This is a genomic window from Inquilinus sp. 2KB_23 (genome assembly GCF_052115705.1).
In the GTDB taxonomy this organism is placed as follows: Bacteria; Pseudomonadota; Alphaproteobacteria; order DSM-16000; family Inquilinaceae; genus Inquilinus; species Inquilinus ginsengisoli_A.
In genome coordinates, this window is the sequence record NZ_JBFRHF010000030.1 from 54,683 (window position 1) to 67,063 (window position 12,381).

Consider the following 12,381-nt stretch of genomic DNA (forward strand, 5'->3'; position numbering starts at 1 on the left):
GCGGCGCCGGCTTGATTCGACCAGGTCACAGGGTTATCATACAACTGGTGATCCTCTGACAAGACCTATATCGGGCGGGCGAGGAGAGTTTTGCCGTTGGCCGGGTTGGACGGCGGGGCCCCGGCTTCTGGACGGAAGGCTGCGGCCCGATCGCAAGTGCGATCCCGGGACGATCTTCGGGGCCGGGGCGACAGGTGGCTTGACAGACCTGTTGTCCGACATATCAGATGATAGGGTTGTATGATAACAGTGCAATAATCGATGCTGCTCGGGAGGCAACGCACATGATGGCATTATCGACTAGGACCGCCCTTCTGGCCCTGGGGCTCGGCGCGCTGGCCCTGCCGGCGGCCGCGGCCGACGACACCGTCAAGATCGGCGTCGTCGCGGCGGAATCGGGGGCCTTCGTCTCGGCCGGCCACACCCTGCCGGCCGGCGTCAGCCTGGCGGTCAAGGAGATCAACGACGCCGGCGGCGTCAAGGTCGGCGACAAGACCTACAAGATCGAGCTGGTGCGCCGCGACGACCGCACCGACATCGGCACCGCGGTCGCGGCGACCCAGGAGCTGGTGCGCGACGTCGGGGTGAAGGCGATCTTCGGGTCGGAATCGCACGACTTCACCCTGGCCATGGCCAAGATCACCCAGCCGGCCAAGATCCTGCACTTCGCCGGCAACAGCACGCTCGACACCATCCTGACCGACGCGGCGGTTGCCCCGGGCGGCGAGAACCACTACCTGTTCCAGTCCGAACCGCGCGAATTCCAGCGCAGCGGCAGCACCGCGCGCGGCGTGCTCAGCCTGCTGCAGCCGCTGGTCGACCACCCGATCAAGAAGTCGGTGATCATCGCCGGCAACGACGCCACCGGCCAGTTCCTGTCCTCCTACTACATCAAGGCGCTGAAGGCCGAAGGGCAGGAGGTGCCGGACATCATCTTCTACCCGCCCGACACCACCGACTTCTCGCCGATCCTGACCCGGGCGAAGAGCCTCAATCCTGACGTCGTGCACTTCTGGTACAACGGCGACTCCACGCTGACGGCGCTGCCGCAGGCGCTGGAGCTGGCGGTGGCGCCCAGCTACTTCCTGTTCGGCGTCGATCCCGGCATCTGGAAGGAGCGGGGGCTGTCGGCCGACGTGCCGGTGGCGATGAGCTGCGTGCCGGTGTGCTGGGGCGAATCCTCGAACGCCAAGGCGAAGTCCTATTTCGACGCCTATTTCGCCGCGGGCGCGCCGAAGGGCGTCACCTCCTCGGTCTCGCTGCTCTACTACGACTATGTCCACATGCTGGCCGAGGCCTGGACCAAGGCCGGCAGCTTCGATCCGGACAAGGTGGTCGACGCGCTGCTGGTGCTGCACCACCAGGGCGTGGTGTCGGACGACCTCAGCTTCAACGCCCATCACCAGGTCACCCACGCGACCGAGGTCTGCGTCGCCGACCCCGCCGGCAAGCTCAGCTGCGCCATGCAGCAGCCGCCGGCCGATGCGCCGATGTGAGCCGGCGGAACTGACCTGACCGGTAGCCGGCGGCGCCTTTTCGCCTCGCCGGTCCCGGCCTGCCGGAGGGCAACCCCCACCCCCTCCGGCAGGCCGGCCCATCTCGCCCCGCCGATCCGTTTCTTCCGGGACCCCGCCTTGGACATCCTCCTGCAGCAGATCCTGAACGGGCTGTCGATCGCCAGCGTGATCACGCTGATCGCGGTCGGGGTCACCCTGATCTTCGGCCTGACCGGCATCATCAACTTCGCCCATGGCGAATTCCTGATGGTCGGCAGCATCGTCACCTGGCTGGCGGTCGGCGCTGGCTGGGGCTTCCCGCTGGCACTGGTCGCCGGCGTCGCCTCGGTGGCGCTGTTGGGGCTGGTGCTGGAACGCGGGCTGTTCCGCTTCACCCTGAACCGGCCGACCAACGGGTTCATCGTCTCGCTCGGCCTGATCGTGGTGCTCCAGCACATCGTCATCCTGTTCTGGAACGCCAACCAGAAGAGCATCCCGCGGCCGCTGAACACCATCTGGGACGTCGGCGGCGTGCGCATCGCGGCGGTTCGGGTGATGGTGATCGTGGTGACCACGGCGGTGGTCGCCCTGACCTTCTTCATGATCACCCGCAGCCGCTACGGCCGGGCGCTGCGCGCCAGCGTCGAGGACCGTGACACCGCGGCGCTGATGGGCATCCCGGTGCGGCGCTACATCACCGGCGTCTTCGTCTTCGGCAGCGCCCTGGCCGGCCTCGGCGGCGCCCTGCTGATCGCCCTGTTCCCGATCACCCCCTTCACCGGCGGCACCATCGTGATGAAGGGCTTCGCGGTGGCGCTGATCGGCGGCCTGGGCAACCTTACCGGCGCCGTGGTGGCCGGGCTGATCCTCGGCCTGGTCGAAGGCTTCAGCGCCGGCTACGGCCTGTCGGAGTGGACCGACGCCTATTCCTTCGCCCTGATGATCATCGTGCTCCTGGTCCGGCCCAACGGCCTGTTCGGCGGCACCAGCGGCCCGCGCGTCACGTGAACGTTCCCCCGGGCCCTCCGCAATCCAAGGCTTCCGCGATGCAGTCCCGCTCTCCCGCCGGCCGCCTGGTCCTGGCGCTCGCCTTGTTCGCCGCGCTGGCGCTGGTGCCGCTGCTGGGGCCCAGCAACCGGCTCTTGTCCCTGGCCATCACCGCCGGCATCAATGTGGTGGCGCTGTACGGGCTGTCGGTGCTGTTCGGCCAGACCGGCATTCTGTCGATGGGCCATGCCGCGCTGGTCGGGGTCGGCGCCTACACCGCCGCCATCCTGGCGCGCGACTTCGGCTTCGACTTCTGGACCGCGATCCCTTTCGCCGCCGGGACCACGGCGCTGCTGGCGGCGGTGGTCGGCTTCCCCTCGCTCAGGGTCAGCGGCCACCATTTCGTGATCCTGACCTTCGCCTTCGGCCAGCTGCTGACCATCGTCCTGACCAATGGCGGCGACTTCACCGGCCGCGCCACCGGGCTCGACCTGGGGCAGCCGGTATCGCTGTTCGGCCTGGGGCTCGACCCGCTGCCGCAATTCTACTTGCTGACCCTCGGCTTCGTGGCGCTCAGCGCCGTGGCCAGCTGGGCCATCGTCAACTCCTCCTACGGCCGCACGCTGCGCGCGATCCGCGAGAACGAGAAGCTGGCGGCGTCGCTCGGCATCAATGTCGGGCGGCACAAGATCGGCGCCTTCGTGGTCAGCGGCGTCTTCGCCGGTGTGTCCGGCGTGCTGCTGGCCTATTTCCTGCGCCACATCTCGCCCAACCAGTTCTCGTCCTTCCCCAGCATCTACCTCGCCTTGATGGTGATGATCGGCGGCGCCCGGCTGCTGCTGGGGCCGCTGGCCGGCGGCATCCTGGTCGCCTTCCTGCCCGAGATGTTCGCGCTCGACCCGGTGCAGTCCCGCATCCTCTACGGCGTCTGCCTGATCGCGGTGATCCTGCTGCTGCCGAACGGGCTGATCGCCGGCGCCATCGACGGCTGGCGCAAGCTGTTCGCCCAGCGTGGCCGGCTGTCGGATGGGGCCCAGGCCGAGCGGCTGCCCGCCGCCAAGGCACCCGCTTCGAAGGCAGGAGGCTGACTATGGGCGCGCTCGAAATCCGCGGCCTCCGCAAGCAGTTCGGCGGCGTCGCGGCCCTGGCCGGGGTCGACCTGACCATCGTCGAGGGCGAGATCCTCGGCATCGTCGGCCCCAACGGGTCGGGCAAGACCACGCTGTTCAACGTCATCACCGGCGTGCACAAGCCGACCGCGGGCACGGTGACCTGGCGCGGCCGCGACATGACCGGCACCCCCGCCCATGCCGTGTCGCATGCCGGCATCGCCCACACCTTCCAGCAGGCCATGGCCTTCCCCGGCCTCAGCGTGCTGGAGAATGTGCAGATCGCCACCGAGCATTGCCGCACCGACGGCGAGCGGCCATTCCCCTGGCCGACGCCGGACGACCTGATCGGCTTCGTCGGGCTGCAGGCGCTGCGCCACGAGATCGCCGGCGTGCTGCCCTTCGGCAACCTGCGCCTGCTCGGCATCGCCCTGGCGCTGGCGACGCGGCCGTCGCTGCTGCTGCTGGACGAGCCGGCGGCGGGACTGAACGACAAGGAGACGACGACGCTGGTCGAGCTGGTGCAGCAGCTGCCCGGCCACGGCATCAGCGTCTGCGTCATCGACCATGACATGAGCCTGATGCAGCGCCTGTGCCGCCGCCTGGTGGTGCTGGATTTCGGCAGCAAGATCGCCGACGGCCCGACCGCCGAGGTGCTGGCCGACCCCAAGGTGCTCGAAGTCTATCTCGGAGGCGCGCTGTGACCTTATTGCAGGTGTCCGGCGTCTCCACCGGCTATGGCCCGACCACGGTCAACCGCAACGTGTCCCTGACCCTGGGCCAGGGCGAGATCGCCACCATCCTCGGGCCCAACGGCGCCGGCAAGACCACGCTGCTGCGCACCATCGCCGGGCTGGTGAAGCCGCGCGGCGGCAGCGTCGTCTTCGACGGCCGCGACATGACCGGCCAGCCGCCCGACGTCATGGCCAAAAGCGGGGTCGTGCTGGTGCCGGAAGGCCGGCGCATCTTCGCCGACATGACGGTCGAGGAGAACCTGCGGCTGGGCGCCTATGCAAGGCGGGACCAGGGTGCGGTCGATGCCGACGTCACGCTGATGGAAGGGTTCTTCCCGATCCTCGCCACCAAGCGCCGCGACAAGGGCGGGTCGCTCAGCGGCGGGCAGCAGCAGATGCTGGCGATCGCCCGCGGGCTGATGGCGCGGCCGCGCGTGCTGCTGCTCGACGAACCCTCGCTAGGCCTGTCGCCATTGATGGTGAAGGAAATCAAGGCCATCATCCTGGCCATCGGCGAGCGGTTCGGCGCCTCGATCCTGCTGGTCGAACAGAATGCGGGGCTTGCCTTGGGCGTGGCCACGCATGGATATCTGATGCAGCAGGGCCGCGTCGTCGCCTCCGGGCCGATCGACGAGCTGAAGAGCGCGGACCTGATGCGGGACCTCTACCTCGGCGGCGCGCCTGCGGCGGCCACTGCCTGAGGTTTGCGAAGCGGAGCAGGGCTGTGACGACGGATCTCACCATCTCCTATGGCCGCGGCCATCTGCCCATCCGCCTGCCGGCGGGGGCGCAGGTGACGGTGGTGCGCAAGCAGCCGCTGCCGGCCATCGCCGACCCGCATGCGGCGATCGCCCGAGCGCTGGCGCAGCCGATCGGCGCACCGTCGCTGGCCGAACTGGCGCGCGGCCGGCGCAGCGCCTGCATCCTGATCTGCGACATCACCCGGCCGGTGCCGAACCGGCTGTTCCTGCGGCCGATGATCGAGACCATGGTCGCCTCGGGCATCCCGCTCGACCGCATCAGCGTGCTGGTCGCCACCGGCCTGCACCGGCCCAATCTGGGCGAGGAGCTGGCCGAGCTGGTCGGCGACCCCTGGGTCCTGGAGCATGTCCGGGTCGACAACCACGACGCCCGCGATGATGCCGCCCATGTCGATTTCGGCCGGACCGCGACGCGGGGTACCCCGGTCAAGATCGACCGCCAGTTCGTCGAGGCCGACCTGCGCATCGCCACCGGGCTGGTCGAGCCGCATTTCATGGCCGGCTGGTCGGGCGGGCGGAAGGTGATCGCCCCCGGCGTCGCCCATCACGAGACCATCCGCACCTTCCACTCCGCCCGCTTCATGGAAGATCCGCTCGCGGTCCAGTGCAACCTGGTCGGCAACCCGCTGCATGAGGAACAGCTGCAGATCGTCGGCATGCTGGGCGAGGTCTACGGGCTGAACACGGTGCTGGACGAGGACCGCAACCTGGTCTGCGTCACCTTCGGCGAGATCATCGCCAGCCATGCCGCGGCGGTTGACTTCGTCAGCGGCGCCACCCGGGTGCCGGTGCCGCGCAAGTTCAAGACGGTGGTGACCTCGTCGGCCGGCTATCCGCTCGACAAGACCTACTACCAGACCATCAAGGGCATGGTGACGCCGCTCGACATCCTCGAGCCGGGCGGCACGCTGATCATCGCCTCGGAATGCTCGGAAGGCTTCGGCTCGCCGGAGTTCCGCGACGCCCAGACCCGGCTGGTCGAGCTGGGGCCGGAGCGGTTCCTGGCGACGCTGACGGCGAAGACCCTGGCCGAGGTCGACGAATGGCAGACCGAGATGCAGCTGAAGACCCTGCGCCTCGGCCGGATCGAGCTCTTCACCTCGGGCCTGAGCGAGGCCGAGCGCGGCATCACCGGCACGGCGCTGGTCGGCGACCTCGACGCGGCGATCGCCGCCAGCGTGGCGCGGTCGAACGACCCGGCGGTGGCGGTGATCCCCGAGGGACCGTACGTCATCCCGTACCATGCAAACGGTCTCTGATACCGGCGAGCTTGCGATCAGCCTGAAAGAACCGTCATTGCGAGGAGGCGAAGCCGACGAAGCAATCCGGGGGCCACGCCAAGCGGCCCTGGATTGCTTCGCTGCGCTCGCAATGACGATCTTTTCTTGGGCTCGCTTGTCTGAGAGCCCCTCAGCCCGCCTTCACCTCGGACCGCAGGGCGGCGTAGCGGTCGCGGGCGCGGGTCAAGTGCACCCGCATCGCCCGGCGGGCGGCGGTGGCATCGCCGGCGCGGATCGCGGCGAGGATCGCCTCGTGCTCCTGCCCGACCCGGCGCAGATGGCGCTCGCGCTCCGTCTGCGACAGGGCCGCGACCGGGATGCGCTGGCGCGGGATGACCACGTTGAAGACATCGAACACCCGGGCGAAATAGGCGTTGCCGGTGGCGGCCAGGATGGCGCGGTGGACGGCCAGGTCCTCGCCCAGCCCGACGGTCTCGGCATCGGCCCCGGGCGCCGAGATCGCCGCCAGGAACGCCGCCTGCGCCGCCTCGATGCGCTCCAGCCCGGCCGGGTCGCGCCGCTCTGCGGCCAGCCCCGCGGCCTCGACCTCGATGCTCAGCCGCAGCTCCAGCACCTGCAGCACGTCGGCGATCGATTCCAGCTTGTCCGGCTCGATCGAGAAGGACCGGGGCAGGGCGGTCTCGGCGACGAAGGCGCCCAGCCCCTGGCGCGTGGTGATCATGCCGCGGGCGCGCAGCGAGGCCAGGGCCTCGCGCACCACCGTCCGGCTGACGCCGGTGGCGGAGACGATGGCCTGTTCCGTCGGCAGGCGCTGGCCCGGGGCCAGATCCCCGGATTCGATCTGCGCCACCAGGGTCTCGATCAGCCCGGCCGTCAGATTGGGGGCCTTTCGAATCGCGCCGAAAGCCGCCGGATCCCTGCTCATCCTGTCCTTCAAACCCATTGCTCAGCGGCGGCCAGGATCGCAGCGCCCGCCGGGCCGCGCAAGTGCGCGCGGCCCGGCCGTTGATGCCGCGTTGTGGCCGCCGGGACAATCTGGAACAGTCCGCCCATGGAATTGCATCTCGATCCGGTCGGCGGCCTCGCGGGCGACATGTTCATCGCCGCTCTGCTCGACCTGTTCCCGCAGCACGAGGCCGGGCTGCAGGACAGCCTGGCCCGCACCGGGCTGCTGGCCGGCGTCGCCTGCCGGCTGCTGCCGCACAATGACGGAATCCTGGTGGGCCGGCGCTTCCGGGTCGAATGGACGGACGGGCACCACCATCACGGCGCGGACCACCACCACACCGCCTGGCGCACGATCCGCGAGGCGCTGGAGCGGTCGGACCTCGACCCCGCGGTCCGGGGCCACGCCATCGCCATCTTCCGGCACCTCGCCGAGGCCGAGGCGCGGGTGCATGGCGTCGATGTCGAGGCGGTCAGCTTCCACGAGGTCGGGGCCTGGGATTCGATCGCGGACATCGTCGGCGCGGCGCATCTGATCGCGGCGGTGGATGCCGACCGCTGGACCGTCGGCGACATCCCGCTGGGGTCCGGCCGGGTGCGCACCGCGCATGGTTTCCTGCCGGTGCCGGCGCCGGCGACCGTGCTGCTGCTGCAGGGCTTCGCCACCATCGACGACGGCGTCGCAGGGGAACGGGTGACGCCGACCGGCGCCGCCATCCTGCGCCATCTCTGCGGCGACAACGCCCGGTCGACGCAGCGGCGGACGCTGTCGGGCTCGGGCATCGGCTTCGGCACCCGCATCCTGCCGGGCCTGAGCAATTGCGTGCGGGTGCTGCGTTTCGACGGGGCGGCGGGGCCGGAGATCGACGGCGATGCGGTGCTGGTGGTGGAATGCGAGATCGACGACCAGTCGGGCGAGGACCTGGCGCTGGCGCTGGACCGGCTGCGCGCCCACCCCGCGGTGCATGACGTGATCCAGGCCCCGGTGTTCGGCAAGAAGGGGCGGATGATGGCGCAGATCCGGGTGCTGGCCCGGCCGGAGGCGCAGGACGAGGTGCTGCGGCTGTGCTTCGAGGAAACCACGACGATCGGCCTGCGCCACCAGGTGCAGCGCCGCGCCGTGCTGGCGCGGAGCATGGTCGAGGTCGAGGCCGGCGGGCAGCGGCTGCGGGTCAAGGCGGTCGACCGCCCCGGCGGCCGCACGGCGAAGGCGGAGGCCGACGACGTGGCCGGCCTGTCCGGCCACGCGGCGCGCCAGGCGCGGCGCCGGGCGGCGGAGGATGCGGTGGAGCCGAAGAAGCCATGAGCAGCGAGCGCAAACGGCTGGAGGCGATCATCGACGGCTTCGGCCCGATCGTCGTGGCGGTCAGCGGCGGCGTCGACAGCATGACGCTGGCGGTGCTGGCGCACCGGCGTCGGGGCGGGGACGGCGCCATGATGGTCCATGCCGTGTCGCCGGCGGTGCCGCCCGCGGCCACGGCGCGGGTGCGCGACTGGGCCGGGCGCGAGGGCTGGGCCCTGACCGTGCTCGACGCCGGGGAGTTCGCCGACCCGCGCTACCGCGAGAACCCGGTCAATCGCTGCTACTTCTGCAAGACCAATCTGTACGGCGCGATCGCCGGGCGCATCGACCGGCCGATCGCCTCGGGCGCCAATCTCGACGATCTCGGCGAATATCGCCCGGGCCTCGACGCCGCGCGCGAGCACGGCGTGCGCCACCCCTATGTCGAGGCCGGGATCGGCAAGGCGGCGGTGCGCGCTTTGGCCCGCGACCTCGGCCTCGGCGACCTGGCCGAGCTGCCGTCGTCGCCCTGCCTGTCGAGCCGGGTCGAGACCCTGATCCCGATCGAGCCGGAGACCCTGCGCGCCATCGACGCGGTCGAGCGGCTGGTGGCGGGGCGCCTGCGGCCGCAGACGGTGCGCTGCCGCATCCGCGCCACCGGCGTGGTGGTCGAACTCGACGGCCACAGCCTCGCCGGGCTGGTCGGCGGCGACGCATCGGAGCTGGAGGCGTCGATCCGCGCCCTGCTGCCGGCCGGGGCCGCGGCGGGGCCGCTGGCCTTCGCGCCCTACCGCGTGGGCAGCGCCTTCGTCGGGGTGCCGCGATGACCGCGAAGGAAGAGATCACCCTCGATTTCGACCGTGGCGGGCGCATCGGCCTGGACGAGGCGATCTACTGCGCCGGCAAGTCGGCGGTGCAGATCGGCGCCATCCTGGACCAGGCGGCGGCGCGCGGCGCCGGGCTGCTGCTGACCCGGCTGGATGGTGCCGGGTTCGAGGCCCTGCCGGCCGCCCATCGCGAGCGGATCGACTATTGCGCGGTGTCGCGCACCGGCTTCTTCGGGCCGCTGCGGCCGGTGGCGGCGACCGGGCTGGTCGCCATCGTATCGGCCGGCACCTCCGACATCCCGGTCGCCCGCGAGGCGGAGCGGACGCTGCGCCACCAAGGCCAGCAGGCCAGTCTGATCGGCGATGTCGGGGTGGCGGGGCTGTGGCGCCTGACCGACCGGCTGGAGGAGATCCGCGCCCATCCGGTGGTCATCGTCGTCGCCGGCATGGACGCGGCGCTGGCCAGCGTGCTCGGCGGGCTGGTGGCGGGGCCGGTGGTCTGCGTGCCGACCTCGGTCGGCTACGGCGTCGCCACCGGCGGCCGCACCGCGCTGGACGCCATGCTGGCCAGCTGCGCGCCGGGGATCACGGTGTGCAACATCGACAACGGCTACGGCGCCGCCTGCGCCGCCCTGCGGCTGATCCACGGCGCCCGGCAGCTGGCCGGGCGGCTATAGCCACCTATGCCGGGGCGACGTCGCGCTTTCGCCGGCCCGTCGCCGGGGGCAGTGCCGGCGGCGGCGCGGGCCGGTCCTGGGACAGGCCGACGCGCTGCGCCGCGCCGTTCAGATGGCTCTGCATCGTCTGCTGCGCCGCGGCCTCGTCCCGCGCCTCGATCGCCGCCAGGATCAGGTCGTGCTCGCTCAGCGTGGCCTGGGCCATGTCCTCGGACGGGTGCTGGTCGCCGGCCGCCAGGATGCTCTCGCGGACGCGTTCGGCGACGAAGCCGATGAACTGGACCAGATAGTCGTTGCGGGTCGCCGCCGCGATCGCGCGGTGGAACTCCAGGTCGGCCTGCAGCCAGGCGACGCTGCCATAGGGGGCGGCGGCCATCGTCGTCAGCGCCAGGCGCATCGCGGCGAGGTCCGTCGGCGTCCGGCGGTCGGCTGCCAGGGCGGCGGCGCAGACCTCCAGCGCGCCGCGCAGCTCGAACAGGCTGCTGAACGCGTCGCCGTGCTGCATGGCGTCGTGGTCGATCTTCAGCACCGTCGACTTGCTGTCCTCGGAGACGAAGGCGCCGCGGCCCTGCTGCGACCAGACCAGCCCTTCGGAGGCCAGCCGGGCGATCGCCTCGCGCACCACGTTGCGGCTGACGCCGAAGGTCTCGGCCAGAGCCTGCACGGTCGGCAGCTGGTCGCCCGGCTTCAGCCGACCGCGGGCGATCTCACGCGAGATCGAGCTGGCGACCAGGGTCGGCAGATGCGGTCCGCGGCTGACCTTGTCGAGCTTCAGCGCCATGGCCTCACCTGTTCTTGATTATCGAATCGTCCCGCAGGATACGCCCGTTGCTCAGAATATGCTTCGGATCCAACGCATCCTTCAGCCGGGTCACCAGGTCCAGCGCCACCGGGTCGATGCGGGCCAGGAAGGCGTCCTGCTTGACCCGGCCGATGCCATGCTCGGCGCTGATGCTGCCGCCCAGGCGGTCGACCACGTCGAAGATCAGCTCCTCGGCGCCGTGGAACAGCGGGTCCAGCGCCTCGACCGCCAGGCCGGCCGGCGGGATCACGTTGAAATGCACGTTGCCGTCGCCGACATGGCCGTAGGCCAGCGGCATCGCCTCGGGATAGCGGCCGCGCACCGCGGCCAGCGCCGCGGCGATGAAGTCGGCGATGCGCGAGATCGGCACCGACACGTCGGTGCGCAGGTAGCGCCCGCCGCGGCCCTGCGATTCGACCATGGTCTCGCGATACAGCCACAGCCGGTCCGCCTGGGCCCGGCTGGTCGCGATCACGCCGTCGCGGATGATGTCGTCGGCGCCGCCGAGGAAGGTCTCGATCAGGCCGCGCAGGTCGACCGCGCCGCCGGCCGACGCCTCGATCAGGACATAGGCCGGATAGGCCTCGGCCAACGGGTCGGGAAAGTCCGGCCGGGTGCGCAGCGTCACCTCGATGCCGTCGCGCAGGATCAGCTCGAAGGCGGTTAGCAGGTCGCTGCAGGCCCGGCGGGCGCGGGCGTACAGCTCCATCGCATCCTCGACCGAGGCCAGCCCGACCAGCGCCGTCTCGACCTGGGTCGGCTTGGGGAACAGCTTGAACGCGACGGCGGTGACGATGCCCAGCGTGCCCTCGCTGCCGATGAACAGCTGCTTCAGGTCATAGCCGCGGTTGTCCTTGCGCAGCACCTTCAGCCCGTTCCACACCCGGCCATCCGCCAGCACCACCTCCAGGCCCAGCACCAGGTCCCGGGTCATGCCGTAGCGCAGCACGTTGAAGCCGCCGGCATTGGTCGCGACATTGCCGCCGATGCGGCAGGTGCCCTGCGCCCCGAAGGTGATCGGCAGCAGGCAGTCGGCGTCGTCCGCGGCGGTCTTGGCGTCCTCCAGGATGCAGCCGGCCTCGACCACCATGGCGAAGTCGATCGGGCTGATCTGGCGGACCGCGTTCATCCGCTCCAGGCTGATCACGACCTCGCCCTCCGGCGCCGCCACCGCGGCCCCGACCAGCCCGGTCAGCCCGCCTTGCGGCACGACGCGCAGGCCGGTGTCCCAGCAATGCCGCATCAGGGCCGAGACCTGCTCGACCGACCGCGGCCGCGCCACCGCCAGCGGCCGGCCGAAATGGTCGCCCGACCAGTCGCGGCTGTAACGCTCCACATCCTCGTCCGCGGTCAGCAGCGCGTCGCCGGGCAGAATCTCCGCCAGCGCGGCGATCGCCGCGGCGCGGGAGGAAGCAGCTGTCATCAACGAGGGTCCCGAGGCATGATGTGGCCGGACAGCAAACACTGTTATCCTGTTATCATACAACTATGATGTTAGGCATCAAGTCATGTTTGCGTTC

12 protein-coding genes are annotated in these 12,381 nt (G+C 70.7%); 9 read left to right on the forward strand and 3 right to left on the reverse strand.

Annotated elements, in window-relative coordinates; translation table 11 throughout:
* Window positions 1-284: 284 nt before the first annotated feature.
* The 6 genes from AB4112_RS29920 (at window position 285) to larA (ending at window position 6,346) form a co-directional block, all read left to right on the forward strand.
* Complete coding sequence (locus tag AB4112_RS29920) at window positions 285-1,496, forward strand: ABC transporter substrate-binding protein (RefSeq protein WP_441724935.1); 1,212 nt, start codon at window positions 285-287, stop codon at window positions 1,494-1,496.
* A gap of 138 nt (window positions 1,497-1,634) precedes the next feature.
* Window positions 1,635-2,504 (forward strand): branched-chain amino acid ABC transporter permease, encoded by an 870-nt coding sequence (locus AB4112_RS29925; RefSeq protein ID WP_309796911.1) that lies wholly within the window; start codon window positions 1,635-1,637, stop codon window positions 2,502-2,504.
* 38 nt (window positions 2,505-2,542) lie between these two features.
* Window positions 2,543-3,571, forward strand: coding sequence for a branched-chain amino acid ABC transporter permease (locus AB4112_RS29930; RefSeq protein ID WP_309796913.1), 1,029 nt, complete (start codon window positions 2,543-2,545; stop codon window positions 3,569-3,571).
* Between the two features lie 2 nt (window positions 3,572-3,573).
* Window positions 3,574-4,296, forward strand: a complete 723-nt coding sequence (locus AB4112_RS29935; protein WP_309796915.1) for an ABC transporter ATP-binding protein — start codon at window positions 3,574-3,576, stop codon at window positions 4,294-4,296.
* Window positions 4,293-5,027, forward strand: a complete 735-nt coding sequence (locus AB4112_RS29940) for an ABC transporter ATP-binding protein (protein WP_309796917.1) — start codon at window positions 4,293-4,295, stop codon at window positions 5,025-5,027. The genes AB4112_RS29935 and AB4112_RS29940 overlap by 4 nt, the downstream gene beginning before the upstream one ends.
* 23 nt (window positions 5,028-5,050) lie before the next feature.
* Window positions 5,051-6,346 (forward strand): nickel-dependent lactate racemase, encoded by a 1,296-nt coding sequence (gene larA / locus AB4112_RS29945; protein ID WP_309796919.1) that lies wholly within the window; start codon window positions 5,051-5,053, stop codon window positions 6,344-6,346.
* A 151-nt stretch (window positions 6,347-6,497) separates the two neighbouring features.
* Here larA and AB4112_RS29950 read toward each other — a convergent pair whose 3' ends face one another.
* Window positions 6,498-7,253 (reverse strand): FadR/GntR family transcriptional regulator, encoded by a 756-nt coding sequence (locus AB4112_RS29950; RefSeq protein WP_309796921.1) that lies wholly within the window; start codon window positions 7,251-7,253, stop codon window positions 6,498-6,500.
* A 126-nt stretch (window positions 7,254-7,379) separates the two neighbouring features.
* Here AB4112_RS29950 and AB4112_RS29955 point away from each other — a divergent pair, with 126 nt between their 5' ends.
* The 3 genes from AB4112_RS29955 to larB are packed head-to-tail and all read left to right on the forward strand — an operon-like array spanning window position 7,380 to window position 10,059.
* Window positions 7,380-8,579, forward strand: coding sequence for a LarC family nickel insertion protein (locus tag AB4112_RS29955; protein WP_309796922.1), 1,200 nt, complete (start codon window positions 7,380-7,382; stop codon window positions 8,577-8,579).
* Window positions 8,576-9,382, forward strand: coding sequence for a hypothetical protein (locus tag AB4112_RS29960; RefSeq protein WP_441724942.1), 807 nt, complete (start codon window positions 8,576-8,578; stop codon window positions 9,380-9,382). Before AB4112_RS29955 ends, AB4112_RS29960 begins: the two co-directional genes overlap by 4 nt.
* On the forward strand, window positions 9,379-10,059 hold the full coding sequence (gene larB / locus AB4112_RS29965) for a nickel pincer cofactor biosynthesis protein LarB (RefSeq protein ID WP_309796926.1): 681 nt from the start codon (window positions 9,379-9,381) through the stop codon (window positions 10,057-10,059). Before AB4112_RS29960 ends, larB begins: the two co-directional genes overlap by 4 nt.
* 4 nt (window positions 10,060-10,063) lie before the next feature.
* Here larB and AB4112_RS29970 read toward each other — a convergent pair whose 3' ends face one another.
* Both AB4112_RS29970 and AB4112_RS29975 read right to left on the reverse strand, forming a co-directional pair.
* Complete coding sequence (locus AB4112_RS29970) at window positions 10,064-10,840, reverse strand: FadR/GntR family transcriptional regulator (protein ID WP_309796929.1); 777 nt, start codon at window positions 10,838-10,840, stop codon at window positions 10,064-10,066.
* A 4-nt stretch (window positions 10,841-10,844) separates the two neighbouring features.
* On the reverse strand, window positions 10,845-12,284 hold the full coding sequence (locus AB4112_RS29975) for an FAD-binding oxidoreductase (RefSeq protein ID WP_441724947.1): 1,440 nt from the start codon (window positions 12,282-12,284) through the stop codon (window positions 10,845-10,847).
* Window positions 12,285-12,381 lie beyond the last annotated feature (97 nt).

What these genes read in the sequence shown, in the direction of transcription:
- AB4112_RS29920 (WP_441724935.1), top strand. Translation starts at nt 285, where the DNA reads ATGATGGCATTATCGACTAGGACCGCCCTTCTGGCCCTGGGGCTCGGC.
- AB4112_RS29930 (WP_309796913.1), top strand. Translation starts at nt 2,543, where the DNA reads ATGCAGTCCCGCTCTCCCGCCGGCCGCCTGGTCCTGGCGCTCGCCTTG.
- AB4112_RS29935 (WP_309796915.1), top strand. Translation starts at nt 3,574, where the DNA reads ATGGGCGCGCTCGAAATCCGCGGCCTCCGCAAGCAGTTCGGCGGCGTC.
- AB4112_RS29950 (WP_309796921.1), bottom strand. Translation starts at nt 7,253, where the DNA reads ATGAGCAGGGATCCGGCGGCTTTCGGCGCGATTCGAAAGGCCCCCAAT.
- AB4112_RS29955 (WP_309796922.1), top strand. Translation starts at nt 7,380, where the DNA reads ATGGAATTGCATCTCGATCCGGTCGGCGGCCTCGCGGGCGACATGTTC.
- AB4112_RS29960 (WP_441724942.1), top strand. Translation starts at nt 8,576, where the DNA reads ATGAGCAGCGAGCGCAAACGGCTGGAGGCGATCATCGACGGCTTCGGC.
- larB (WP_309796926.1), top strand. Translation starts at nt 9,379, where the DNA reads ATGACCGCGAAGGAAGAGATCACCCTCGATTTCGACCGTGGCGGGCGC.
- AB4112_RS29970 (WP_309796929.1), bottom strand. Translation starts at nt 10,840, where the DNA reads ATGGCGCTGAAGCTCGACAAGGTCAGCCGCGGACCGCATCTGCCGACC.
- AB4112_RS29975 (WP_441724947.1), bottom strand. Translation starts at nt 12,284, where the DNA reads ATGACAGCTGCTTCCTCCCGCGCCGCGGCGATCGCCGCGCTGGCGGAG.